The 24,631-nt window shown below is 72.3% G+C and carries 24 protein-coding genes; 14 read left to right on the forward strand and 10 right to left on the reverse strand.

The window, feature by feature from the left end:
• Positions 1-153: 153 nt before the first annotated feature.
• From PT931_RS22250 to PT931_RS22275, 6 genes are all read left to right on the forward strand, one after another.
• Positions 154-1,605 (forward strand): ABC transporter permease, encoded by a 1,452-nt coding sequence (locus PT931_RS22250; protein ID WP_456247696.1) that lies wholly within the window; start codon positions 154-156, stop codon positions 1,603-1,605.
• On the forward strand, positions 1,602-2,279 hold the full coding sequence (locus PT931_RS22255; RefSeq protein ID WP_456247697.1) for an ABC transporter ATP-binding protein: 678 nt from the start codon (positions 1,602-1,604) through the stop codon (positions 2,277-2,279). Before PT931_RS22250 ends, PT931_RS22255 begins: the two co-directional genes overlap by 4 nt.
• 34 nt (positions 2,280-2,313) lie before the next feature.
• Positions 2,314-3,219 carry a pirin family protein gene (locus PT931_RS22260; RefSeq protein ID WP_456247698.1) on the forward strand — a complete coding sequence of 302 codons (906 nt, stop codon included), beginning with the start codon at positions 2,314-2,316 and terminating at the stop codon, positions 3,217-3,219.
• Between the two features lie 66 nt (positions 3,220-3,285).
• Positions 3,286-4,236, forward strand: a complete 951-nt coding sequence (locus tag PT931_RS22265; RefSeq protein ID WP_456247699.1) for a pirin family protein — start codon at positions 3,286-3,288, stop codon at positions 4,234-4,236.
• Between the two features lie 99 nt (positions 4,237-4,335).
• The gene (locus tag PT931_RS22270; protein WP_456247700.1) at positions 4,336-4,980 is read left to right on the forward strand and encodes a hypothetical protein; all 645 of its coding nucleotides are present in this window, start codon (positions 4,336-4,338) and stop codon (positions 4,978-4,980) included.
• Positions 4,981-5,034: 54 nt separating this feature from the next.
• Positions 5,035-7,152: a molybdopterin-dependent oxidoreductase gene (locus PT931_RS22275; protein ID WP_456247701.1), complete on the forward strand. Its 2,118-nt coding sequence runs from the start codon at positions 5,035-5,037 to the stop codon at positions 7,150-7,152.
• Between the two features lie 107 nt (positions 7,153-7,259).
• Here PT931_RS22275 and PT931_RS22280 read toward each other — a convergent pair whose 3' ends face one another.
• Both PT931_RS22280 and PT931_RS22285 read right to left on the reverse strand, forming a co-directional pair.
• A complete protein-coding gene (locus tag PT931_RS22280; protein WP_456247702.1) occupies positions 7,260-8,654 on the reverse strand; it encodes a S8 family peptidase in 1,395 nt (464 codons plus the stop codon).
• Between the two features lie 97 nt (positions 8,655-8,751).
• Positions 8,752-11,019, reverse strand: coding sequence for a transketolase-like TK C-terminal-containing protein (locus PT931_RS22285; protein ID WP_456247748.1), 2,268 nt, complete (start codon positions 11,017-11,019; stop codon positions 8,752-8,754).
• A gap of 308 nt (positions 11,020-11,327) precedes the next feature.
• On the opposite strand from PT931_RS22285, the gene PT931_RS22290 reads away from it, so the two are divergent.
• Both PT931_RS22290 and PT931_RS22295 read left to right on the forward strand, forming a co-directional pair.
• The gene (locus PT931_RS22290) at positions 11,328-11,780 is read left to right on the forward strand and encodes an Lrp/AsnC family transcriptional regulator (RefSeq protein ID WP_456247703.1); all 453 of its coding nucleotides are present in this window, start codon (positions 11,328-11,330) and stop codon (positions 11,778-11,780) included.
• A gap of 104 nt (positions 11,781-11,884) precedes the next feature.
• Positions 11,885-13,102 (forward strand): alpha/beta hydrolase fold domain-containing protein, encoded by a 1,218-nt coding sequence (locus PT931_RS22295; RefSeq protein WP_456247704.1) that lies wholly within the window; start codon positions 11,885-11,887, stop codon positions 13,100-13,102.
• Here PT931_RS22295 and PT931_RS22300 read toward each other — a convergent pair.
• Positions 13,086-14,030: an NADP-dependent oxidoreductase gene (locus PT931_RS22300; RefSeq protein WP_456247705.1), complete on the reverse strand. Its 945-nt coding sequence runs from the start codon at positions 14,028-14,030 to the stop codon at positions 13,086-13,088. The two genes, PT931_RS22295 and PT931_RS22300, sit on opposite strands and share 17 nt — an antisense overlap.
• A 141-nt stretch (positions 14,031-14,171) precedes the next feature.
• Positions 14,172-15,125, reverse strand: a complete 954-nt coding sequence (locus PT931_RS22305; RefSeq protein WP_456247706.1) for a GlxA family transcriptional regulator — start codon at positions 15,123-15,125, stop codon at positions 14,172-14,174.
• Between the two features lie 86 nt (positions 15,126-15,211).
• Between PT931_RS22305 and PT931_RS22310 the strand changes: the two genes are divergently transcribed.
• The 3 genes from PT931_RS22310 to PT931_RS22320 all read left to right on the forward strand — a co-directional run bounded on the left by PT931_RS22310 (position 15,212) and on the right by PT931_RS22320 (position 17,599).
• A complete protein-coding gene (locus tag PT931_RS22310; RefSeq protein WP_456247707.1) occupies positions 15,212-15,433 on the forward strand; it encodes a hypothetical protein in 222 nt (73 codons plus the stop codon).
• A 68-nt stretch (positions 15,434-15,501) separates the two neighbouring features.
• The gene (locus PT931_RS22315; protein WP_456247708.1) at positions 15,502-17,007 is read left to right on the forward strand and encodes a GGDEF domain-containing protein; all 1,506 of its coding nucleotides are present in this window, start codon (positions 15,502-15,504) and stop codon (positions 17,005-17,007) included.
• 151 nt (positions 17,008-17,158) lie between these two features.
• Positions 17,159-17,599, forward strand: a complete 441-nt coding sequence (locus tag PT931_RS22320; protein WP_456247709.1) for an SRPBCC domain-containing protein — start codon at positions 17,159-17,161, stop codon at positions 17,597-17,599.
• Positions 17,600-17,603: 4 nt separating this feature from the next.
• Here PT931_RS22320 and PT931_RS22325 read toward each other — a convergent pair whose 3' ends face one another.
• Positions 17,604-18,047, reverse strand: a complete 444-nt coding sequence (locus PT931_RS22325) for an SRPBCC family protein (RefSeq protein WP_456247710.1) — start codon at positions 18,045-18,047, stop codon at positions 17,604-17,606.
• 184 nt (positions 18,048-18,231) lie between these two features.
• Between PT931_RS22325 and PT931_RS22330 the strand changes: the two genes are divergently transcribed.
• Complete coding sequence (locus tag PT931_RS22330) at positions 18,232-18,915, forward strand: DUF899 family protein (RefSeq protein WP_456247711.1); 684 nt, start codon at positions 18,232-18,234, stop codon at positions 18,913-18,915.
• 8 nt (positions 18,916-18,923) lie between these two features.
• On the forward strand, positions 18,924-19,334 hold the full coding sequence (locus PT931_RS22335) for a nitroreductase family deazaflavin-dependent oxidoreductase (protein WP_456247712.1): 411 nt from the start codon (positions 18,924-18,926) through the stop codon (positions 19,332-19,334).
• An 85-nt stretch (positions 19,335-19,419) separates the two neighbouring features.
• Here PT931_RS22335 and PT931_RS22340 read toward each other — a convergent pair whose 3' ends face one another.
• The 3 genes from PT931_RS22340 to PT931_RS22350 form a co-directional block, all read right to left on the reverse strand.
• Positions 19,420-20,388: a quinone oxidoreductase family protein gene (locus tag PT931_RS22340; protein ID WP_456247713.1), complete on the reverse strand. Its 969-nt coding sequence runs from the start codon at positions 20,386-20,388 to the stop codon at positions 19,420-19,422.
• A gap of 114 nt (positions 20,389-20,502) precedes the next feature.
• The gene (locus PT931_RS22345; protein WP_456247714.1) at positions 20,503-21,249 is read right to left on the reverse strand and encodes an NADPH-dependent F420 reductase; all 747 of its coding nucleotides are present in this window, start codon (positions 21,247-21,249) and stop codon (positions 20,503-20,505) included.
• Between the two features lie 37 nt (positions 21,250-21,286).
• Positions 21,287-22,207: an alpha/beta fold hydrolase gene (locus PT931_RS22350; protein WP_456247715.1), complete on the reverse strand. Its 921-nt coding sequence runs from the start codon at positions 22,205-22,207 to the stop codon at positions 21,287-21,289.
• A gap of 254 nt (positions 22,208-22,461) precedes the next feature.
• Here PT931_RS22350 and PT931_RS22355 point away from each other — a divergent pair, with 254 nt between their 5' ends.
• A complete protein-coding gene (locus tag PT931_RS22355) occupies positions 22,462-23,646 on the forward strand; it encodes an acyl-CoA dehydrogenase family protein (RefSeq protein ID WP_456247716.1) in 1,185 nt (394 codons plus the stop codon).
• 69 nt (positions 23,647-23,715) lie between these two features.
• Here the strand turns inward: PT931_RS22355 and PT931_RS22360 are convergent, their stop codons facing one another.
• Entirely contained in the window at positions 23,716-24,297 is a 582-nt protein-coding gene (locus PT931_RS22360; RefSeq protein ID WP_456247717.1) for a GTP-binding protein, read from the reverse strand.
• Positions 24,278-24,631, reverse strand: a complete 354-nt coding sequence (locus PT931_RS22365; protein WP_456247718.1) for a DUF742 domain-containing protein — start codon at positions 24,629-24,631, stop codon at positions 24,278-24,280. The genes PT931_RS22360 and PT931_RS22365 overlap by 20 nt, the downstream gene beginning before the upstream one ends.

Genomic DNA, 24,631 nt, shown 5'->3' on the forward strand with positions numbered 1-24,631 from the left:
CTCGGTCAGCACGCCAGCACAGCAGGCCGCGCCTATCGCGGACGTATGGCGATCGCCAGACGCCCACGAGACGCGGCCCGGACTCTAATGACCCCGCCTGGAAGGTCCCTGGCAACGAACGCGACTGACGACGGAGGCGAACCGAGGGTGAATGTGAACTTTGTCAAACGGGCGGGCCTGAGCCTGGCGGCCAGGAGGGTGAAGTCCCTGATCATGCTGGGGCTGTTCCTGGTCATCTTCACACTGGTGCTGGCCGGGTTCCTGCTGCAGAGCGCCACGGGGCAGTCGGCGGCCAACACGAAGGCCCGGGTGGGCGCGGACGTCACCCTCGACTGGGACGTCGAGAAGGCGATGGCCAAGAGCAACGGCGCCTTCCCCAAGATGACCGACACGGACGCCCTGACCACCGGCAAGGTGGACGCGCTCGGGAGGTCGCCCCTGGTCCGGGACTACAACTACAGCCTGGAGAGCGCGAGCCCGCCGCCGTCGGGGGTGACGCTGTTGGAGAGCGCCGCCAAGCCCCCGGAGGGCCTGTCCATGGCCACCACCATCGGCGGAGGGGCGACGACCGCCGGACCTGCCGACATGAACACCCTCTCGGTCAGCGGACAGCGCGACGTGCGGCTCACCGACGAGTTCCGCAAGGGCCGGCACGCGGTGATCGACGGCCGGGCGGTCGGCCCGGACGACGACGGGAGGAACGTCGCCATGGTCGAGGAGCGACTGGCCGCGAAGAACAAGCTCAAGGTCGGCGACAAGCTCACCCTGAAGTCCCCGGACGGCAAGAACCCCACCGAGTTCGAGATCGTCGGGGTGTACCGGGACCCGACCGCCCCCCAGGCCGACATGTGGATGCCGCCGGGCATGGTCCCCGGCAACAAGGTCTACGCCCCGGTCGGCGCGGTCGCGCGGCTCAACCCGTCGGAGAAGGTCAACGGGCAGAACAAGGTGCAGGTGGCCAAGTACACCCTGAAGGATCCGGGGAAGTTCGAGCAGTTCAAGAAGGCCGCAGGGGCCGCGGGCATCGACCTGGAGGTGTTCAAGCTCGACAACAACGACCGGCTGTACCGCGACCTGGTCGGCCCGATCCAGTCCATCGCCTCCTTCGCGGGGGTGGCCGTCTGGCTGGTCTCGATCGCCGGCGCCGCGATCCTCGGGCTGATCGTCGCGATGGCCATCAAGGAACGCCGCCAGGAGCTGGGCATCCTGCTGTCCCTCGGCGAGCGCAAGTGGAAACTCGTCGGCCAGCACCTGGTGGAGGTGACCGCCGTCGCCGTCCTGGCGCTGGGCTTCTCGGTGCTGATCGGCACGGCCCTGTCCCAGTACGCGGGGGACGCGCTGCTCGGCCGGGAGGTGGCCGCCGCGAAGGACAAGGAGGCCGACCAGGGCATGCCGGGCGGCGGCAGGGTGATGATGGCCCGCTCGATCGGGTCGGCCGATCCCGGGCCGGTGAAGCCGATCGACAAGATCTCGGTGTCGCTGGAGGCCGCCGAGGTGGGCCGGGTGGCCGGCGTGGGCGTCGGCATCGCGCTGCTGGCCACGATCCTGCCGGGCCTGGCGATCCTGAAGCTCAACCCCCGCACGATCCTGATGAAGGGCGAGTGACCGTGGCACCGATTCTCGAACTCGACGGCGTCAGCCACGCCTTCCAGGGGCCCCGGAAGAAGGTCTGGGTGCTCAAGAACGTGAGCTTCGCCTTCGAGCCGGGCACCTTCTACACGATCCTGGGACCGTCCGGCAGCGGCAAGACCACGATGCTCAGCCTGGCCAGCGGGCTGGACTCCCCCGTCGACGGCCGGGTGCTCTACCGGGGCGAGGACGTGCGCGGCATGGGTCTGGCGAAGTACCGCAACCGGCACGTGGCGACCATCTTCCAGTCGTACAACCTGCTGACGTACATGAGCGCGGTGCGCAACGTGACCACGGCCATGGAGATCACCGGGGTGAAGGGCGGCAGGACGAGGGCCATGGAGCTGCTCGAACGGCTCGGGCTCGACGAGCAGGAGGCGAAGGCCCCGGTGCTCGAACTCAGCGGCGGCCAGCAGCAGCGGGTCGCCATCGCCCGCGCCCTGGCCTGCGACGTGGACATCCTGTTCGCCGACGAGCCGACCGGCAACCTCGACGGCGACACCGCGCAGGAGATGGTCGAGGTGTTCCGGGAACTGGCGCACGAGCAGGGCACCTGCGTCATCGTGGTCACCCACTCCCAGGAGGTGGCCCGGCAGTCCGACCAGGTGCTGACCCTGACGAAGGGGAAGATCGCCCGACGCGGGAAGTGAACCGGCCCGGCCGGGGGCTCACTACGCTCAGGGGGTGGACAATCTTCTGCTCCCCGGGCACGACGTGGCCCTCGGCCGGTACACCGTCGTGCGCCGGCTCCTGCCGCAGCGCCCCCGCCGGATGGTCGGCGCGTGGTGCTTCGCCGACGCGTTCGGCCCGGACGACGTGGCCGACCGGCCCGGGATGCAGGTCGGGCCGCACCCGCACACCGGCCTGCAGACCGTGACCTGGCTGGTCGAGGGCGAGGTGCTGCACCGCGACAGCCTGGGCAGTCTGGTGAGCATCCGGCCGGGCCAGCTCAACCTGATGACGTCCGGGCGGGGCATCGCGCACTCCGAGGAGTCGCCCGCCGTGCACCCGCCGGTGATGCAGGGGCTCCAGCTGTGGGTGGCGCTGCCGGAGGACGCCCGGCACGGGGAGCCCGCCTTCGACCACCACGCGGACCTGCCCGTGTACGCCGCGGACGGGGTGACGACCACCGTGGTGATGGGCTCGCTCGGCGGGCTGACCTCGCCGGCCCGGGCGCACACCCCGCTGGTGGGGGCCGAGTTCGTGCTCGCGGCGGGGGCGCGGACGACCGTGCCGGTGGAGGCGGACTTCGAGTACGCGGCGGTCGTGCTGAACGGGGCCGCGCGGGTGGCCGGTACCCCTCTCGTCCCCGGGGGTCTGCTCTATCTGGGCACCGGGCGGCGTGAGCTGCCCCTGGAGGCCGACGGGGACGCCCGGTTGTTCCTGATCGGCGGCGCGCCGTTCGACGACCCGCTGGTGATGTGGTGGAACTTCGTGGCGCGCTCGCACGAGGAGATCGTCGAGGCCCGCGAGGACTGGATGGCCGGCCGGCGGTTCGGCGTCGTGCACGGCTATGACGGGGATCCCATTCCGGCCCCGGAGATGCCGACAGTCCGGCTGAAAGCACGCGACCGGCACGGGAATAGTTGACTGAGCAAATATCTTGAGTACGATGCAAGTAGTTGACTGAGCAACTAACTGATCTGGAGGGGCACGATGCCCGCTGTGACCGTCGAGAACCTGCTGGCCCTGCCGCGCGTTCCGCAGCCCAACCCCCTCACCGACCGTGACCGCCCCGTCCTGTCCGTGACCACCGCCCCCCGCGGCTTCGAGGGCGAGGGCTTCCCCGTCCGGCGCGCCTTCGCGGGCGTGGACCTGGCCGACCTCGACCCGTTCATCCACATGGACCAGATGGGCGAGGTCGACTACGGGCCGGGCGAGCCCAAGGGCACCCCGTGGCACCCGCACCGGGGCTTCGAGACCGTGACCTACATGATCGACGGCGAGATGGCGCACTCCGACTCCAACGGCGGCGGCGGCCTGATCGGCGGCGGCGACACCCAGTGGATGACCGCCGGGGCCGGGATCCTGCACATCGAGACCCCGCCCGAGCACCTCGTCATGAGCGGCGGCCTGTTCCACGGCGTGCAACTGTGGGTCAACCTGCCCAAGTCCGACAAGCTCGCCGCGCCCCGGTACCAGGACATCACCGGCAACAAGGTCGCCCTCCTCACCTCGCCCGACGGCGGGGCGCTGATCCGGGTGATCGCCGGGGAGCTGGCCGGGCACGCCGGGCCGGGCTCGACGTACACCCCGATCACGCTCGTGCACGCCACGGTCGCGCCCGGCGCGTCGGTCACCCTCCCCTGGCGGGCCGACTTCAACGCGCTCGCCTACGCCCTGGGCGGCTCCGGCACGGTCGGCGCGGAGAAGCGCCCCCTCACCTCGGGCCAGCTCGCGGTGTACGGCCCCGGCGGCGCGCTCACCGTCGCCGCCGACCCGGGCGGCGCCCCGCTGGACGTGTTCGTCCTGGGCGGGAAGCCGATCCGGGAGCCGGTCGCCGCGTACGGGCCGTTCGTGATGAACACCCGCGCCGAGCTGGTGCAGGCCTTCGAGGACTTCAAGGCCGGGCGGCTGGGGTCGATCCCGGCGGAGCACGCGGAGTAGGCGATGGAGTCGGCCGGTCCTTCGGGACCGGCCGTTCCACTCCGCTGACGTGGGCGTGCGGGCTGACGGGCGGGTGGGCCTGCGGCGAGAATGCTCGTCATGGGAAACGCGCACATGTATCCGCTGCTGCACACCACGGAGCTGGACGAGGCCTTCGGCCTGGCCCGTCAGCTGGTCGCGCTCGCCGATCGTGTGCGGGAGGTCAGCGTCTCGGCGATGACCACTCCCCGGGGGCTGCCGCGCTACCTGCCGCTACCGGAGCTGGCCGGGCGACCCATGAGCACCGACCTGCGCGTTCCGCCGGAACGGGACGAGGTGGTGTCGCACCTGCTCAAGGACGTACCCGAGGACCGCTTCTACCGGTCCGCCAGGGGCCCCGGCCAGGTCTGGGAACTCACGCCCGCCGAAGCGGGACTCATCGAGGCGGTGCCGGATCTCGTGGTGGACATCGAGATCGACGGCATCGCGCCGGGCAGGGTCGAGGAGCAGTTCATCGCGACCGTGGGGCGCGACATCGGCGAACTGAGCTGGTCGGTGATCTGGCCGGAGTCCGCGGCGGAGGAACTGTGGTCGAACCCGAAGTACGACGGTGTCGAGCTGGTGATCCACGAGACGGGCCTGTTCAGCGAGGAGTGGTCGAATACGCACTCGGTCTGGGTCTGCGGGCGCAGCGAGGAACGCGCGGAGTGGGCCGCCCGGGCCACCGGGCGGCCCATCGTCGGCGACATGCGGCTCGGCCGGTAGCGCCGCGCGCCCGCGACCCTTCCTGTTACCCGGCGGTAATGGGAGGATCGGGCCATGACCGAGGACGTGGTCCGGTTCGGGGCCTGCAACCTGTGCGAGGCCATCTGCGGGCTGCGGTTCACCCTGCGCGACGGCGCCGTGGTCGACATCCGGGGCGACGAGGACGACCCGCTGTCGAGGGGCCACCTCTGCCCCAAGGCGCTCGCGCTGCCCGACATCCGCGACGACCCCGACCGGCTGCGGCGCCCGGTGCGCCGGACCGCCGACGGCTGGCAGGAGCTGTCCTGGGACGCCGCGCTCGACGAGGTCGCCCGCCGGCTGGTCGAGGTCCGCCGCGCGCACGGGAGCAACGCGGTGGCCGTCTACCTGGGCAATCCCAATGTGCACAACTATGGCTCGCTCACCCACGGGCCGCTGTTCCTCGGGCAGTTGCGGACCCGGAACCGGTACTCGGCGACGTCCGTCGACCAGCTGCCGCACCATCTCGTCTCCTACTGGCTGTACGGCCACCAGTTCCTGCTGCCGGTGCCCGACATTGACAGAACGAGCTTTTTCCTGGTACTCGGCGCGAACCCGATGGCCTCCAACGGCAGCCTGATGACGGTCCCCGACTTCCGGCGCAGGCTCACCGACCTTCAGGGGCGCGGCGGCCGGATGGTCGTGGTCGACCCCCGGCGCACCGAGACCGCCCGGGTGGCCGACGAGCACCACTTCATCCGGCCCGGTACCGATGCGGCGTTGCTCTTCGCCCTGGTCCGTGAGGTGTTCGAGGCGGGACTGGCGAGCCCGGCGGCCTATGTGGACGGGCTCGACGCGGTGCGCGCGGCGGTCGCGGAGTTCACGCCGGAGCGGGTCGCCCCGGTCACCGGCGTGCCGGCCGACGACATCCGCCGGATCGCGCGGGAGTTCGCCGCCGTCGACGGGGCCGCCTGCTACGGCCGGGTCGGCCTGTCCACCCAGAAGCACGGCGTGCTCAGCCAGTGGGGCGTACAACTGCTGAACCTGGTCACCGGGAACCTCGACCGGCCCGGCGGCACCCTGCTGACCCGGCCGGCCGTGGACCTGGTCGGCCGGAACCTGATCGGGCGCGGGCACCACGCGAAGTGGCGCAGCCGGGTGCGGGGCCTGCCCGAGTTCGGCGGCGAGCTGCCGGTGGCCGTCCTCGCGGAGGAGATCCTCACCCCGGGCGACGGCCAGGTCCGCGCGCTGGTCACCTCCGCCGGCAACCCGGTGCTGTCCACCCCGAACGGCGGCCAGCTCGACCGGGCCCTCGCCGGGCTGGACTTCATGGTGTCCGTCGACTTCTACCTGAACGAGACCACCCGGCACGCGGACATCATCCTGCCGCCGACCGTGGCCCTGGAGCACGACAACTACGACATCGTGTTCCACGCGCTCGCCGTGCGGGACACCGCCCGCTACTCCCCCGCCGTGTTCGCGCCGCCGGCCGACGCGCGGCACGACTGGCAGATCTTCGGGGAGCTGGGCCGCCGGTACCGGAAGATGCTCGGGGGTCGGCGCACCTGGCGGGACCTGCGGCTGGCCGTGCAGTCGCGGCTGCGGCCCGACCAGCTGGTGGCGCTGCTGCTGCGCACCGGCCCGTACCGGCTGTCGTTGCGCACCCTGCGCCGGAACCCGCACGGCGTGGACCTCGGCCCGCTGAAGCCCTCGCTGCCCGGCGCGCTGAAGACCCGCGACCACCGGGTGCACGGCGCGCCCCCGGAACTCCTCGCCGCCCTGGACGCCGCGCGGCCCGAGCTCCTCACCCCGCTGGCGGCCGGCGAGTTGCGCCTGGTCGGCCGTCGGCACCTGCGCAGCAACAACTCGTGGATGCACAACGCGCCCCGCCTGGCGAAGGGCCGCCCCCGCCACCAGCTGCTCATGCACCCCGACGACCTGGCCGCCCGGGGCCTCGCCGACGGCCAGCGGGTCCGGATCCGGTCCCGGGTGGGGGCGGTGGAGACCGAGGTGGCGGCGACGGCCGACATGATGCCGGGGGTGGTGAGCCTGCCGCACGGCTGGGGCCACGACCGGTCCGGTACCCGGCTGGCGGTGGCGGCGGAGCGGCCCGGGGTCAGCCTGAACGACCTGACCGACGACGCCGAGGTGGACGGGGTGGTCGGCACGGCCGCTTTCAGCGGGGTGGTCGTGACCGTGGAGGCGGCGGACTGAGTCCGGTCCACCTGGTCGCGGGACCGTCCCGCGGGCGGCGATCGCCGACCTGACCGGCCTCCGGTGCGGCCCCTGGCGGGGAACGCCCGGCGGCCGGTCGTCGGCGGCTACCGCCTGGACAGCAGTTCCACCGCCGCGTTCGCGTCCGCCAGCCCCGCCCCGCACCCGTCGGGACAGTCCCCCGGCAGGTCCCGCGCCGTGTGCTGGACGATCAGCTTCACGTCGGCCGGCGTCAGCCCGGAGTTCAGGCCCAGGAGCAGCGCCGCCAGGCCCGCGACGTGCGGGGCGGCCATGCTCGTGCCCTCCATCTGGCCGTAGCCGGGGTCGCCGGTCGCGGTCTGGCCCTGGTTCCAGGTGGACAGGATGCCGTCGTTGGGGGTCACGTGCGTCTCCCCGCCCGGGGCGGCCACGTCGACCGTGGCGCCGTAGTTGGAGTAGTCCGACCGGCCGCCGGCCCGGTTCAGGGCGCCTACGACGATCGTGTCCCCGCCGCAGTTGGCCGGGGTGGAGCCGCTGGCCGGCAGGTTCTCGTTGCCGGCGGCGATCACCACGGTCGCGCCCCGGCCGGTCGCCGACCGCAGCGCGGCCGAGTACGCCTTCGGGCACGCGCTCCGGCCGCCGAGGCTGAGGTTGAGCACCTGGGCGGGGTTCTGGTTCTTCGGGATCCCCGGCACGGTACCCCCGGAGGCCCAGACGATCGCGTCGGAGATGTCGGCCACGGTGCCCCCGCACACGCCGAGTACCCGGACCGGGACGAGCCTGGCGTGCGGGGCGACCCCGGCGACGCCGACGTTGTTGTCCGCGACGGCCGCGACCGTGCCGGCGACGTGCGTGCCGTGCCAGCTGCTCGGCCGCCCGGGCCGGTTCTTCTCGCACTGCCCGGAGGACGTCCAGTCGCCCTGGTCCGCGGCGTCGGCGTCCCGGCCGTCGCCGTCGCGGGCCGCCGCCGCGTTGCTGAGGAAGTCGTAGCCGGCGACGACGTTGCCGTCGAGGTCCGGGTGCTTCGTGATGCCGGTGTCGAGGACGGCGACGGTCACGCCGTCCCCGGTGGCGCCCCGCCGCCAGGCCTCCGGGACGCGCATGCCGGCCTGCTCCTCGTGCAGGTCCCACTGGTAGGAGAGGTACGGGTCGTCGGTGGCGGCCGTCGGGGCGGCGATCCGCAGGTTGGGCTCGACGGACACGACGCGCTGGTCGGCGGCGATCCGGCGCATCACGTCGTCCATCGTGGCCCGGGACAGCTCGGCCGGCTGGGTGCGGTACAGGATCCGGTCGTTGGCCATCGGCACCGCCGGGTCCAGCCGGATGCCCTCGATCTCGGGCAGCGCGGCCCGGGTCACGTCGCCGTCGGTGCCGGGCGCGCCGGGCTGGAACTGCACGATCAGGCCGTCGGACGCCGGGAACTCGGGTTCCACGGCGGGGGCGGCGGTCGCGGCCCCCGCCGACAGCACCGTCGACAGCAGGAGGAGGACGCCTCCGGTAGTCAGGCGGGTGGGTAGTCGCACAGAATTCCCCTCTCGGGTGGATCACGGCGGGCATACCCACAGGATGCTAATTGCCCAGCTATGACCGCTTTACCCATTCGGGGAATGTCTCCGGGGCTCAGCCCAGCGACAACGCCGCCAGCGCCGCGTTCACGATCGACCCCGGCGTCAGGTCGTGCAGCTCGTAGAGCTCGGCCACGGTGCCCGACTGGCCGAAGGTGTCCACACCCAGCGGCACGCACGGCACACCCAGCGCCGACCCCAGCCACGCCATCGCGTGCGAGGCCCCGTCGTGCACGGTGACGACCGGCGCCCGGGTCGGGAACGCGGCCCGCAGCGCGCCGGCCACCGACGGGGTGGTCGCGGTGCGCACGCCCTGGCGCAGGGTCCGCTGCCAGGCGGAGTACAGCCGGTCGAGGGAGGTGACGTCCACGACGTGCGCGGCGATGCCCTCCTCGGCGAGTTCGGCCGCGGCGGCCAGGGTCTCGGGCAGCACGGCTCCGGTGGCGGCGAGGTACACGGTCGGCCCGGTGACCGTCGAGGTGACCAGCGGGTACGCGCCCGCGAGCACCTGCCGGCGCAGCACCGCCTCGCCGAGCCGCTCCCGGGCGGCGGCGAACGGCGCCTGGTCGATCGGCCGGGTGGTGAGCCGGAAGTAGTAGGCCCCGTCCTCGGTCGGCCCGGCGGTCGGGTTGGTCGACGGGCCGGCGGCGATCCGGCCGAACGCGTCGCACAGCAGCCAGTCCAGCGCCCCGGCGTACGCGGGCTCGATCAGGGTCGTGTTCGGCAGTTCGAGGCCGATGGACGGGGTGATCGTGGACTGGTGCGCGCCGCCCTCGGGGGCCAGGGTGACGCCGGAGGGGGTGCCGGCGACGACGAACCGGGAGCCGGAGTACACCGAGTAGATGAAGGCGTCCAGGCCCCGGCACACGAACGGGTCGTACACGGTGCCGACGGCGAGCAGGGGCTGGCCGGACAGGTCCCAGGACAGGCCGAGCTGGCCGAGCAGCAGGAACAGGTTCATCTCGGAGATGCCGAGTTCGAGGTGCTGGCCGGTGGGGCCCTCGGACCACTTGACGAGCGGGTCGGCGGACCAGGCCCGGCGGGGCTCGGGGGCGAACACGCCGGTCCGGTTGATGAAGCCGGCGAGGTTGGTGGAGGTGGCCACGTCCGGGGCGGTGGTGACCAGGTAGGGGGCCACGGCCGGGTCGCGGGACAGGTCCACGAGGATCCGGCCGAACGCCTCCTGGGTGGACATCGGCTTGGTGGAGCGCAGTCCGGTGGCGGTCGGCACGGTCACGCCGAGGGCGGGCGAGCGCGGCGGCTTGGCGAGGGCGTCGCGGCGCGAGTTGCACAGGATGCCGGCGGGGCTGGCGGCGTCGAACCGGTCCCACTCGGTCGCCTCGTCCAGGCCCGTCTCGGCCCGCAGGTCGGCGATCTGGGACCCGGTGAGCAGGCCGGAGTGGTTGCGCGGGTTGCCGGCGAGCGGCAGACCCCAGCCCTTCACGGTGTACGCGAACACGACGCTCGGCCGGTCCTTCTCCGCGTCGGCGGCCTCGAACGCGTCGATCAGCGCGCCGATGTCGTGCCCGCCGAGGTCGGTGACCAGGGTGTAGAGGTCCTCGACGCCGGCGACGAACTCGGCGACCCCGTCCGGGGCCCCGTCGAGGAACCGGATCCGCAGCTCCTCGCCGGCCAGGGCGAACAGCGACTGGTACTGCTCGTTGGGCATCGCGTCGAGCCACGTGCGGAGCACCTCGCCCCCGGGCCGCGCGAACGCCGCCTGCAACCTCCGCCCGTACTTGACCTCGGAGACGTGCCAGCCGGCCGCGTCGAACTGGCCGCGCCACTTGTCGATCTGGATGCCGGGCACGACCCGGTCGAGGGACTGCCGGTTGAAGTCGACGACCCACATCACGTTGCCGAGCCCGGTGGTGGCGGGGTCGACGATGGCCTCCCAGATGTTGCCCTCGTCGAGTTCGGCGTCGCCGATCAGGGCCACGAACCGGGAGCCGGGCCGGGCGCCGAAGTGCGCGTCGACGTAACGGCGGGTGACGGCGGCGAACAGCGGGGCGGCGGCGCCGAGGCCGACGGAACCGGTGGAGAAGTCGACCTCGTCGGGGTCCTTGGTCCGCGACGGGTACGACTGGAGCCCGCCGCGCGACCGCAGCGTCGTCAGGTACTTCCGGTCGAGGTTGCCCAGCAGGTACTGGATCGCGTGGAACACCGGCGAGGCGTGCGGCTTCACGCTGACCTTGTCGGCGGCGTCGAGGTGGTGCAGGTACAACGCGGTCAGGACGCTGGTCAGGGACGCCGAGGAGGCCTGGTGGCCGCCGACCTTGACCCCGTCGCCGGTCTCGCGCTCCCGGTTGGCCGCGTCGACCATCCGCACGGCGAGCCACAGCACCCGACGGGAGACCTCGTTCAGAACCTCGATGTTCACCGCGCGAACCCCACATCTTCTCTACGCCTGGCTGACAGCGTTTCACATTCTGTGACGGAGTCGGGCCTGGGGCGCTCGTGACGCCGACAGGCCCGCCCGCGAGTGAGTGGGTGCACTCTTCAAGAGGTCAAGGTCCCGGGGTGCGCTCCACGAACCCCAGGACCGTGATGCGGACAGACTACCGGGTAGTGAGCGCAATTTGTGATCGTTCTTGCCCCGTCCGGCGTGTCCCAGTGGTAGAAACTAGGGCTGTGGACAGCATCGACCGCAGAATCTTGCGCGAACTCCAGGACAACGGCCGGCTCACCAACGCCGACCTCGCGCACCGGGTCGGCCTGAGCGCCTCACCGTGCCTGCGCCGGGTGCGGCAGCTGGAGGAGGACCGGATCATCGCCGGGTACCGGGCCGTGATCGCCCCCGCCGCCGTCGGCCGGGGCTTCGAGGTGTTCGCCACCATCGAACTCCAGGCCAAGGACCGCGACACGATCACGGCGTTCGAGGAGGGACTCGAGGGCATCCCGGACGTGGTGGAGGCCTACCGGCTGTTCGGGGTGCCCGACTACCTGCTCCGGGTGGCCGTCGCCGACATCAGCGCGTACGAGGTGCTGTGCATCGAGCGGCTGACCTCCCTGCCCGGCGTCACGAAGATCAACTCGCAGATCACGATGAAGCGGCTCAAGGACCGGGGCGGGCTGCCGCTCTGAGCGGTACCCGTCGAAAGGTCTGTCGGCCGCGGAAAAGGTCCGCCCCGCGCCCGCGCCGGTGGCATGCTGGGGAGGCCAACCTGGCACGTCCCGGGGAGGACGACATGCAGCAGCTGGAAGCCCCCTCCGACCTGGCCACCCCTCGGCTGACACACGGCGGCCGGGCCGTCGTCGTCCTGAGTGTCCTGCTCACCCTGCTGCTCCTCGCGGCCGTGGTCGCCCTGTGGGCCCCGCTGCCCCCGGCGGACTGGGCGTGGAAGACCTACCTGGTCACCAGCGAGTACGCGCTCTTCGTCACCCTGCTCGGCCTCCTGACTCTGGGCCTGACCCTCGCGCTGCGCGCCTGGCAGCGCTACCGGCTCGCGTGGGTCGTCACCCTGGTCGCCGTGCTCGCGGTGCTCGCCGGGCTGCTGCCGACCGTCAACCTGTGGCTCACGGCGCGCTCGACGGGCACCCACCTGTCCCTGGGGCAGTACTTCACCGGCGGGATCAACCTCGGCAAGCCCGACCCGGCCCGCACCGTCACCTACGCCACCGTGGAGGGCCGCGCCCTGCCGCTGGACGTGTGGCTGCCGCCCGCGTCGGCCGCCCGGCCCGCGCCGGTGGTGGTCACCGTGCACGGCGGCGCGTTCGTGGCCGGCCAGCAGGGCCAGTACCCGAAGTGGAACGCCTGGCTCAACGAGCGCGGGTACGCGGTGTTCGACATCCAGTACCGGCTGGCCCCGCCGCCCCGGTGGAACCAGGCGGCCGGCGACGTCAAGTGCGCGGTCGGCTGGGTCCGCGAGCACGCCGAGCGGTACGGCGTCGACCCGACCCGGATCGTGCTGATGGGCGAGTCGGCGGGCGGCACCCTGGCGCTGCTGGCCGCGTACAGCCAGGGCGACGCCGCGCTGCCGCCGAGCTGCCCCGCGCCGGACACGTCGGTGACGGCCGTCGTCGGGCTCTACCCGGCCACGGACCTGGTCGCGGGCTGGCACGACGACACGCTGGGCGGATACACCCGCGAGGCGGTGGAGAAGTACACCGGCGGGACCCCGGCCACCGCCGCCGACGCCTACCGGATCGCCTCACCCCTCAGCTACGTCCGGGGGAAGCTGCCCCCGACGCTGCTGGTGCACGGCGAACACGACGCCCTGGTGGACCCCGAGACCCAGTCCGTGCCGCTGTCGATCAAGCTGGACGAGTCCAACGTGCCGCACGAGCTGGTCACGCTCCCGATGACCGACCACGGCTACGACTTCCAGTGGGGCGGCTGGGGCACCCAGATCACCCGGCACGCCCTGGGACGCTTCCTCGACACGTACGTCACGCCACCGCGATGACCGTCTTGCCCCGGGCCCGGCCGGCCCTGCTGCGGGCCAGCGCCGCCGGGGCCTCCGCCAACGGGACCGTGCCGTCCACCGTGACCCGCAACCGGCCGGCGGCCACGTCGTCGGCCACCCGGGCCAGCACCTCCGCGGTCGGGCGGTTGTCCAGGTTGAACGCCCGGATGTCGCGGGCCGCCAGCGCCTCCGGATCGGCCGCCCAGGTGCTCACCCCGACCGCCCCGCCCCACCGGACCGCCGACGCGACCGCCGCCAGGGCCGCCTTGTCACTGGCCACGTCGATCAGAACATCCACACCATGGGGGTACCGGGCCAGCACCCGCTCCCCCACCGGCCCCGCCGTGTGGTCCACGGTCTCCTCGGCGCCGAGCGCGCGCATCGACTCGGCGGCGTCGGGCCGGGCGGTGGCGATCACGTGCGCCCCGCGCGCGGCGGCCAACTGGGTCGCGAACGTGCCCACCCCGCCGGTCGCCCCGACGATGAGTACCGTCTGGCCCTTCGCGACGTGCGTGCCCTCGACCAGGTTCAGCGCCGTGGTACCCGCGACCGCCAGCACCGCCGCGTCGGTATAGGACACGGCGTCGGGGATCCGGGCCAGCGCGCCGGCGTCGGCGACCGCGTACTCCCCGTAGGAACCGCCGCCGGACCGCACCCGCAGGAACTCCCCGAACACCCGGTCACCGACCGCGAACCCGATGACGTCCGCCCCCAGGGCCGCGACCTCACCCGCGCCCTCCATGCCCAGGACCAGCGGGAACCGGTGCGGCAGGGCGTCCTTCAACGCACCGTCGGCGACCTGCCAGTCGAACGGGTTGAGCCCGGCGGCGTGGATCCGCACCAGGACCTGGGCCGGGCCCGCCTCCGGCACGGGCAGATCCATGACCTCGGGGGTCGCCCCGAACTCCGATACGGCGACAGCACGCACGACGACCTCCAGTTGTCCGTTTCCCCGGAGAAACCTAGCCGGACCGGGAGCCTGCGGCCGGGAACCGGGGCCGACAGGCGCGTCCCCCGTCCGGCCGGACCTCCCCCGGTACCCCGAACAGCTCTGGCACTGTCCCGTGGGTCACGGCGCGACGGCGAACGACCGCCGGTAGTCCTTCGGGGCCACCCCCACGAGCTTGTGGAAGTGGTGCCGGAGCAGGGCGGCGGTGCCGAACCCGCACGCGTGCGCGACCTCCTCCACGGACAGCTGGGTGTCCTCCAGGAGCCGGCGGGCGTGCAGCACCCGCTGCAGCGCCACCCACCGCCCCGGCGTGGTGCCGGTCTCGGCGGCGAACCGCCGGGCGAAGGTGCGCTCGGACATCACGGCCCGGTGGGCGAGGTCGGCCACGGAGTGCTCGGTGTCCAGGTTCTCCAGCATCCAGCCGAGCAGGGGCTGCAGGCTGTCGCCGGTGCACTCGGGCATGGCCAGCTCGACGAACTGGCGCTGGCCGCCCTCGCGCTGCGGGGCCACCACCATCCGCCGGGCGATGGCCGTGGCGACGCCCGCGCCGAGCTCGCGGCGGACCACGTGCAGGCAGGCGTCGATGCCGGAGGCGGTGCCGGCGCTGGTGATCAGGCTGCCGTCGTCGACGAACAGGACGTCCGCGTCGACGTGGGCGGCGGGGAACCGGCGGGTCAGCTCCTCGGCGTGCCGCCAGTGGGTGGTGCACCGCCGGCCGTCGAGCAGGCCGGCCTCGCCGAGCACGAACACCCCGCTGCACACGGACACCACGGTGGCGCCCCGGCCGGCGGCGGCGCGCAGGGCGTCGAGGACGGCCTGTGGGTAGGAGTCGGTGACGCCGTGCGCGGGGACCGCCACCAGGTCGGCGTCGGCGAGCGCGTCGAGGCCGTGTTCCGGGGTGATCAGCATGCCGACGCCGGAGCGGACCGGCCGGCCGGCGTGCTCGCCGCACACCCGGAAGTCGAACTCGGGCACGCCGTCGTCGGTGCGGTCCACCCCGAAGACCTCGCACAACACGCCCAGCTCGAACGGCGCGACACTGTCCATGACCACGGCGGCGACGGTCCTCAACATGCCCCCAGCCTACCTGGCAGGATTTTGTTGCACAATGTCAATCCTGCCACTGTTGGCGGAAATTCGATGAGCGAATACTTAGTGCCATGAACGCAACGCTCCTGACCCTCGCAGTCCTGGCCCTCGTCGTCTACAGCCTCCGCACCGCCCGGTCCGGCGCCCTCGCCGGCAGCGGCCCCGCCGTCGCCGACCGCGACGCCGAACGGGTCTCCGCCGACCTGGCCGCGCTGCCGGGGACCGGGTCCACCCCGGCCCCGGCGACCGCCGGCAACCGGGCCCGGGTCCGGACCCCGCACCCGGTCCGATAGGGACACACCTCGGAGAACACCCTTCAGTAGGGCGTTCCCGGATCGATCACCTGTGGTATATGGATGCGGTGGACGAGGACGAAGCCGCCGACGGACCGCACGAGCACCACGCGGTCTACGGCCACCTGCGCGCCCTGATGCAACAGGGCCGGTCCGAGGCCGCCATCGCGGAGGCCCGCCGGATCGCCGCGCAGGCCACCGCGCCCGTCATCGTCGCCCAGGCCCTCGCCTTCGAACTCGGCGCGATGATCAACGTCGACGACCTCACCGGGTACGCGCCCGTGCTCGACCGCGCGTTCGCCCTGCTCGACGAGGTGGACGACGCCACGGTCGCCGGCGAACTGCACGCCATCGCCGGGTCCGTCGCCTGCCTGCACGGGGCGCTCGAACGCTGCGTCCGGCACTTCGAGTACAGCCGGCGCCAGCTGGTCACCGCGCCGGCCTGGGTGGGCGCCGCCGACGCCTGGTACGACCTCGCCCTCGGCTGCTCCCAGGCCGGCCTGCACGACCAGGCCCTCGACGCGGTGGAACGCGCCAACGCGCTGTACACGGTGCTGGGGCTCAGCGACGAGGAGACCGGGGCCCAGATCCGGGTCCGGCACGCCGTCTCCGTCGACCACCGGGGCGACACGGCCACCGCCGTCCGGCTGTTGCGCAAGGTGGTCAACGACTTCCAGCGCGGGGCCGCCCCGGCGTGGTCGGTGGACCGCGCGCACATCGCGTACGCCGCCGCCCGGCTGTCGGCGCTCGGCTGCCCCGGGGTACCCGACCTGCGCGGGCTCCTCGACGGCGTCGGGCACGACGTGGACGAGCGCACCATCCGGGCCCTGACCCCGGTGTGCGCCGAGCTCGCCGCCGGGGACGGCGACGCCGCGCTCGCGTTGCTGGAGGCCGGGCCCGTGCACCACGCGACGTTCGGGGTCGCCGAGACCCACCGGCTGTGCGCCCTCGCCCACGCGCTCGCCGGCCGGCTGCCCCTGGCCATCGCCGCCGAGCGGGCCGCCAGCCGCGCCGTGCACCTGACGCTGGACCCGCTGTCCGCGCTGTTCGTGGACGGGGTGGCCGCCCGGATCGACCACGAGAACCTGCGCCGGGTCGCCGACCGGTACGCCGACGCGGCGCTCACCGACCCGCTGACCGGGCTGCCCAACCGCCGACGCCTGCACGAGTACGCCGCCGCGCTGCTCGCCGCGCGCACCCCCGCCGCGGTCGGGGTGGCCGACCTCAACGGCTTCAAGACCGTCAACGACCGGTACGGCCACCTGGCCGGCGACCTCGTCCTGCAACGCCTCGCCGGGGTACTGACCCGCGCGGTCGGCCAGGGCTTCGCGGCCCGGTACGGCGGCGACGAGTTCGTGCTGGTCCTGCCGCACGTCGACCTGTCCGGCGCCCGGGACACCGCCCACCGGATCCACGCCGCGGTCGCCGCCGAGGACTGGAACTCCCTCGTACCCGACAGCGCCCTGAACCTGGCGATCGGCTGGTCGCACCTCACCGACACCGGACTGGCGTGCGCGATCGACCGCGCCGACCGCGCGATGTACCAGATGAAGGCCCGTACCCGGCGGTCCTGAGCGCTCCGCGACGGCTCACGGCCCGGTTTCCGCCCGCGTCTTCGCAGGTCAACGCCGCGCAACGCGGAGGTGGGCCTGTGAGTGGCACCCGACTGGACGATGTGCAACCATCGGATTGCACCCTATGTCGACAGTGAATGGAGTCCTCCACATGAGCGAAGATCGGATCGAGCGCGAAACGCTGATCGCGGCACCGCTGGAGCGGGTCTGGTCGCTGGTGTCCGAGCCGGGTTTCTGGGTGGCCGACGCGGCGGGCGCGCCGGGCACCGCAGCGGTTGCCGGCGAGTCGACGGTGGCGAGGAACCCGCAGTTCGGCGACTTCCCGGTCCGGGTGGTGAAGGTCGAGCCGCCGACCTACGTGGCCTACCGCTGGGCCAGCGCGTTCCCGGGGCAGGAGCCGGGCGAGGGCAACAGCACCCTCGTCGAGTTCACCCTGACCGCCGAGGGCGACAAGACCCGGCTGCGCGTGGTGGAGAGCGGCTTCGCCGACCTCGCCGGGTCCGCGGACGTGCGGGTCAGCGCGGTCGACGACAACGCCGGGGGTTGGGCCCAGGTGTTCGACGCGGTCCGCAACCGCGCCGAACGGGGCTGACGGCTCAGCTGCGCGTGGGCTCGCCCTTGCCGGTGGAGATCAGCTTCTGCAGGCTGCCGTTGACGTGGAAGGCCCACGCGTTGGAGCAGACGTCGTAGCACTCGTAGTCGGGCACCAGGCCCTCGTGGGTGAAGGCGACCTCGGTCCCGGAGTCCTTCTCGGTGATGTCGAAGGTCATCGTGGTCCCGGTCCACTCCGTCTCGTCCTCGGTGAACGAGAAGTAGTTCTCCACCACGAGCCAGGTGACCCTGCTGCCGGGCACGGCCTCCGTGATCCGGATCCTGCAGCGGTGCATGTCGCCGTAGCGCTGCACGAACTCGTCGCCCGCCGCGGCGGTGTCGCCCTGGATGTCCTCCGCCCACCACCCCCGGACGTTCGTGACGGCGGCGAAGGCGTCCTGCGGGGTGGCGTCGACCGTGAAACTGGTCGCGTAACTGACGTTGCTCATGACTGAACTCCCTAGTGTGGCCGGGCGGACCCCGGGTCCAGCCTCCACCGACCGGTCACCCCACTTTAGCAACCATCCGGTTGCACCTGAGCCGGAACCGCCGATCTGGCGCGCCCCGTTCTCCCACAGTGCTCAACCTCGCAGCAAAGGACGATAACCATCTATGCCGCCCTACAATCGACGCATGGTGAAACCGGAAGTCGTCTCGGAGCGGGAATGGCAGAAGGCACGGGACGAGCTGCTCGTGGCGGAGAAGGAGGCCACCCGCACGCTCGACGCGCTCGCCGCGCGCCGGCGGCGGCTCCCGATGGTCGAGTGCGACACCGGGTACGTGTTCGAGGCGCCCGACGGCCCCAGGACCCTGCTCGACCTGTTCGACGGGCGCGACGAGCTGGTGGTCTACCAGTTCATGAACAACGGCCCGGACCACTACTGCCCGGGCTGCACGTGGTTCACGAACAACGTCCCGCCGAACGCGCCGGAGCTGCTGGCCGACCAGGGCGTCACGTACCTGACGGTGTCGGCGATGCCGCTCGCGCAGATCGAGAGGTACCGGGCCCGGATGGGCTGGACCCTGCCGATCGTGTCCTCGCACGGGACGACCTTCGCCCGCGACACCGGTGCCGGCGGAGGGTTCATGATCAACGTCTTCCTGCGGGACGGCGCGCACGTCTACCGGACGTACAGCACCACCGGCCGCGGCATCGAACGGCACGTGTTCGTCACCGGCATCCTCGACCTCACCGTGTACGGCAGGCGCGAGGAATGGGAGGACTCCCCGCCCGGCTGGCCCCAGCGTCCCACACACATGTTCCCCACCACCATGGAGCTGCACAACATCTCCATGGGCTTCGGGAAATTCCGGTAGGAGGCGTCATGGCGGACTTCAACGCCCGGATCATCGAGGAGTTCCGGGCGAACGGGGGGCGGGTCGGCGGGGACTTCGCGGAGTTCACCCTGCTCCTCCTCCACCACGTCGGCGCCACGTCCGGCATCCGGCGCGTCTCGCCGGTGGGCTGCTCCACCCAGGGGGACGGCCGCTTCGCGATCATCGCCTCCAACGGCGGCTCGGCACGGCACCCCGGCTGGTACCACAACCTGAAGGCCAACCCCAGGACCACCGTCGAGCTGGGTACGGAGACGTTCGCCGTCCACGCCGAGGAGGTGGCCGGCGAGGCCCACACCGAGCTGTGGGGCAGGCTGGTCGAGGAGTTCCCGCACATCGCCGACTTCCCGGCCCGTACCGCGCGGCGGATCCCGCTGTTCGTGCTGACCCGCCAGGACTGACCACACGGGTACGGCCCTCCCGGGGCCGACCACACGGGTACGGCCCTCCGTGGAGTCCACCGAGGGCCGTACCCGTGCGTCCCGGTCAGGGCACCAGCAGCACCTTGCCGATCGTCCCGCGCGCCTCGAGGGCCGAGTGCGCGGCGACCGCGTCCGCCAGCGGGTACTTCTGGCCCTCGTGCAGGGTCACCTCACCCTTGAGCAGCCAGGAGAAGATGTCCTCGGCACGGGCGACCAGGGCCTCCCGGGTGACGATGAAGTCCACGACGGACGGTTGGATCAGCTCGATGGGAGCCGACCTGCCCGCCTCCACGTCCTCGGGCCGCGCCCAGCCGCTGGGCTGGCCGAAGTGCAGCAGCGTTCCTCCCGGGCGCAGGGACCTGACGCTCCCGGCGAAGGTCGCCTCGCCGACCCCGTCGTAGACGACGTCGACGCCCCTGCCCTCGGTCAGCCTGCCGATCTCGGCGACGAAGTCGACCTCCGTGTAGCGGATGACCTCGTGCGCACCCGCCTCCCGGGCCGCCGCCTCCTTGGCCGCGCTGGACACCGTCCCGATCACGCGGGCGCCGTCCCGCCGGAGCAGCTGGGTGAGCAGCAGACCGAGCCCACCCGCCGCCGCGTGCACCAGAACCGTCTCCCCCGGGCGCACGGGTCGGCTGTCCCGGGTCAGGTAGTGGGCCGTCAGGCCCTGCAGGTACACGGCGGCGGCCTGCTCGGCGGTCACTCCGGCGGGCACCGGCACCACCCGGTCGGCGGGCGCGACGACCCGCTCGGCGTACGCCCCCGGCGACGCCTCCATCGTGACGACCAGGTCCCCGACCGCGATCCCGGTGACCCCGGCACCCAGTGCCGCCACGGTCCCCGCGCACTCGAGACCCGGCAGGAAGGGCACCTCGCGCGGGTAGAGGGCACTCCGCTCGTAGAGGTCGTGGTAGTTGACGCCGATGGCGGCGACGTCGATCAGCACCTGGCCGGGGCCGGGAGCCGGGGTGGCCCACTCGGTCGGCGTCAGTACCTCGGGACCGCCCGTCTGGTACACGACAATTGCACGCATGTGCGTTCTCCTCTCGGGTCTGAACTCTTGGGAATGGGACGACCCGGCTGCCGAGTTCCCTCGTCGCCCGGGCCTCCGCTGACCGCGCGGAAGCCCCACCACCCCGCGGTCGGCTCAGCCGAAGCCGCGGTCACCGCCCGCCGGGCCACGGACGGCGGCGTAGGTCAGTGCCTTGACCCGGTCGGCCGACACCGGTACGCCTGGGGCGGCGCGGAACCACTGCGAGAACTCCGCCGGGCTCAGCCCCGCCGGCTCCGCGGGGAAGTAGGGCACGATGTACACGGGCGTGTTGGGTTCGCTGCGCCAGCTCTCGGCGAGCGTGCCGATGTCCACCGCGTCGAAGCCCAGGGCGTCCACCAGCCGCACCACCTCCGCCTTGGCCTCCGGGTCGTCCCCCGCCACGGGCACGGCGGTGCGGTCGACGGCTCCGGACGGCCGGGCGAGGCTGACCAGCCGGAGACAGTCGACGTTGTTGAACGCCTTGACCACCCGCGAGCCGGCCAGGTGCCGCTGTAGAAGACCGCTGGAGGTCAGCTCGTCCGAGTCCAGCTCCGGGATGCGCAGGTCGCGCAGGTCCGGGTAGTAGTTCAGGGTGTCGATCACGGTCTTGCCGGCCAGGGCGTCCGCCGGAAGCTGGTGGTAGGCGAGCTGCGGCACGGCCGTCACGACGATGTCGCCGGCCCGCGCGGCCTCCGCCGCCGTCGCCGCCCGGGCGCGCGGGCCCAGCTCGGCGACGAGGTCGGCGAGGGTCCCGGGGCCACGGGAGTTGCTCATCACGACGTTCATGCCCGCGGCGACGGCGAGGCGGGCCAGCGCGCCGCCGATCATGCCGCTGCCGATGAATCCCAGGGTCACAGTCACGGTGTCACTCCATCTCTGCGGGTGGAAGGCTTCTGGACTACGCGAAGAACTCGGTGAGCTCGTCGATGACGGTCTGCGGCGCCTCGTCGACGAAGTAGTGGCCCGCGTCCTTGACGACGACGATCTTCACGTCGTCGCCCTGGGTGGAGAGCGTGCCCTGCATCATCGCGGCGAACATGCCGTCGCCGAGGTTGGAGACGAGCCCGAGGATCGGGGCGGTCACCTTGCCGTAGGACGCGAGGTCGACGATGTCCTGGCCGAACGTCTGGTACCAGCCGTTGCCGCCGCGGATCGCGTCCGCGGAGTCGTAGGCCCGCGCGAACACCGCCCGGTCCAGCTCGGTCACCGCGCCCTGGTCCAGCAGGAAGTTGTCGAAGACCCAGTCGACGAGGACCCGGGCACGCCCGGCCAGCAGCTGCTCGGGCAGGCCGGGGACGCTGTTGAAGGCGAACCACCACGGGAAGAACGGCATGCCCGGCACCGGCAGCATCCGCAGCTCGTACAGCGACGGGTCCGGGTGCAGGATGTCCAGCATCGCGACCTTGCGGGTGGCCTCCGGGTGGTTGGCCGCGAAGCTGAACGCGACCTGCGAACCGACGTCGTGGCCGGCGATGTCCACCTGGTCGTAGCCGAGCGCCCGGACGAACCCGTGCAGGACCCGCGCGATCGACTTCTTGTCGTAACCGGTGGCCGGCTTGTCCGAACCGCCCATGCCGGGCAGGTCCACCGCGATGACCCGGCGGCCGGACGCGGCGAGCGCGGGCATCACCTTGCGGAACTCCCACCAGGTCTGGGGCCAGCCGGGCAACAGGAGCAGCGGCGCTCCGCTCCCGCCGGCGACGTAGTGCAGGCGCAGCCCGTCCACGGTGACAAAGTCGCTGCGGAAGTCCCCGCCCAACGATGCCGCGAGCTCGGCGTCGGTCGGGACGGCCGCGGCCGCCTCACTGTTCGTCGTCACGTTTCACTCCTCTTCCTCGCGACCGGAGCACATCGGTAGTTCGGTGTCCGATTCGTTACGCCAGGCAATCATCGGGGAACGAAACGCCCGCAGGCTTCCTCCATCGTGCCCTCCCGTCGCACCGCACCGGCGCGGTCGGACCGCCGTTCGCACATCCGGCGGATCAGGCAACACGGGAGAAGCGCGGCCACCGCGTTGGGGCAATGCTTTCGAGGGGATTTCCAGAACTGTCCACAGTCCATGAAGGAGAGACCATGTCCACTGTCGCCGTCCCGTCCCGCGAAGAACTGCTGCGGCGGGTTTCCGAGATCGCGCCCGTCCTCCGGTCCAACGCCGAGTGGTCGTCGGACAACCGCCGGGTGCACGAGGAGTCCATCAAGGCGTTGACCGACGCGGGTCTGTTCCGGCTGCGGGTCCCGAAGCGCTACGGGGGCTACGAGAGCGACGCGCGGACCCTGGTCGAGGTGTCCGACGCGATCGCCCAGCTCGACGGGTCCGCGGCCTGGGTGGTCGCCTGCTCCTGGATCTCCACCTGGTCCGTCGGCCTGTTCCCGGACGCCGTCCAGGACGAGGTGTTCGAGAACCCCGACGTGCAGGCCTGCGCCACCCTCGGGCCGGGCACCGCGACGGCCGTACCCGTCGAGGGCGGCATCCTGGTCAACGGCTCGTGGCCGTCCATCAGCGGTGCCCTGAGCAGCCAGTGGCAGCAGATCTCGGCGATCTTCTTCGACCCGGCCGGGGAGCCGTACCCGGTGATGGCCCCGGTGCGGGTCGCCGACCTGGTGATCACCGACGACTGGCACACCCACGGCCTGCGCGGCTCCGGCAGCGTCACCACGACCGCGAAGGACCTGTTCGTCCCGCAGGAGCGCGTCCTCCCGGTGCCCGCGGTGGTGAACAGCCAGTCGGCCTCGGCGCTCAACGCCGGCGTCCCGATGTACCGGGCCCCGTTCATCAGCGTGGGCACGGCCGCCACCGTCGGCGTCGTTCTCGGCATGGCCAAGGCGATCCGGGACTCGTTCTTCGAGCGGCTGCCCGGCCGCAAGGCCACCTACACGCTGGGCCCGGACCTGGCCGCCGCGCCGGTGACCCACCTGCGGATCGCCGAGGCCGTCAACAAGATCGACGAGGCGGAGTTCCACGCGTTCCGGCTGGCTGACACGGTCGACGCGAAGTGCGCCTCAGGGGACGCCTTCGACCTCACCGAACGCGCCCGCATCCGCGGCGACGAGGGCGCGGCGGTGAAGCTGACCAACGAGGCGGCGGACATCCTCACCGCGGCCAGCGGCGGCTCCTCGGCGTACACCAAGGTCCCCGTGCACCGGGTGCTCAACGACCTGCGGACCGTGAGCCTGCACGCGATCATGATCCCGGACGTCAACGCCGAGCTCTACGGCCGCATCCTGTGCGGCCAGGAACCGAACACCTACTACATCTGACGGGTACCGGAGCTGTCCAGGTCGGTGTCGTCCCACCCGACCCGGCCTGGACACGTCCGTCGGCGCCGGTCAGGCGTACGCGGGCGTGGAGTTGACCACGTGCTCGACCAGCGTGATCAGGACCTCTTTGCTGGACTCCCGCACCCGGGCGTCGCACAGCACCACCGGTACCACCGGGTCGAGGTCGAGCGCCGCCCGCACCTCGTCCGGGTCGTGCCGGTCCGCGCCGTCGAAGCAGTTCACCGCGACGATGAACGGCGTGCCCCGGCGCTCGAAGTAGTCGATCGACGGGAAGCAGCCGGGCAGCCGGCGGGTGTCGGCCAGCACGACCGCGCCGACCGCGCCGAGGGCCAGTTCGTCCCACACGAACCAGAACCGGTCCTGGCCGGGCGTGCCGAACAGGTACAGCACCAGCTCGGGGTTGATCGTGATCCGACCGAAGTCCATCGCGACCGTGGTGGTCTCCTTGCGCTCCACCCCGGACAGGTCGTCGATCCCGACGCTCTCCTCCGTGATGGTCTCCTCGGTCCGCAGCGGCCGGATCTCGCTGACCGCGCCGACGAGCGTCGTCTTCCCCGCGCCGAACCCGCCTGCGACCAGGATCTTGATCGCGGTGGGCAGCGGCTCGACGTCAGAGGGCACGGAGACCATCGATCACCGCCAGGAGGGTCCGCCGGCTCGGCATGTCCGCGACCGGCTGCGGCGCCCGGGTCTGGATCAGCCCGGCGGTGAGCAGGTCACCGAGGAACACCCGGACGATGCCGACCGGCAGGTCCAGGTGCGCCGAGATCTCGGCCACCGACAACGGCGCCCCGCACAGCTCCAGGATGGAGACGTGCTCCGGCTCCAGGCCGGCGGCGGCCGCGCCGGTGGCGACGACGATCGCGATCAGGTCGAACTCCCCCGCGGAGGACCGGGTACGACCCCGGGTCATCGCGTACGGCCGGACGACCGGCCCCGCGTCCTCGTCCAGCCACTCGTTCAT

The organism is Longispora urticae (genome assembly GCF_053902585.1).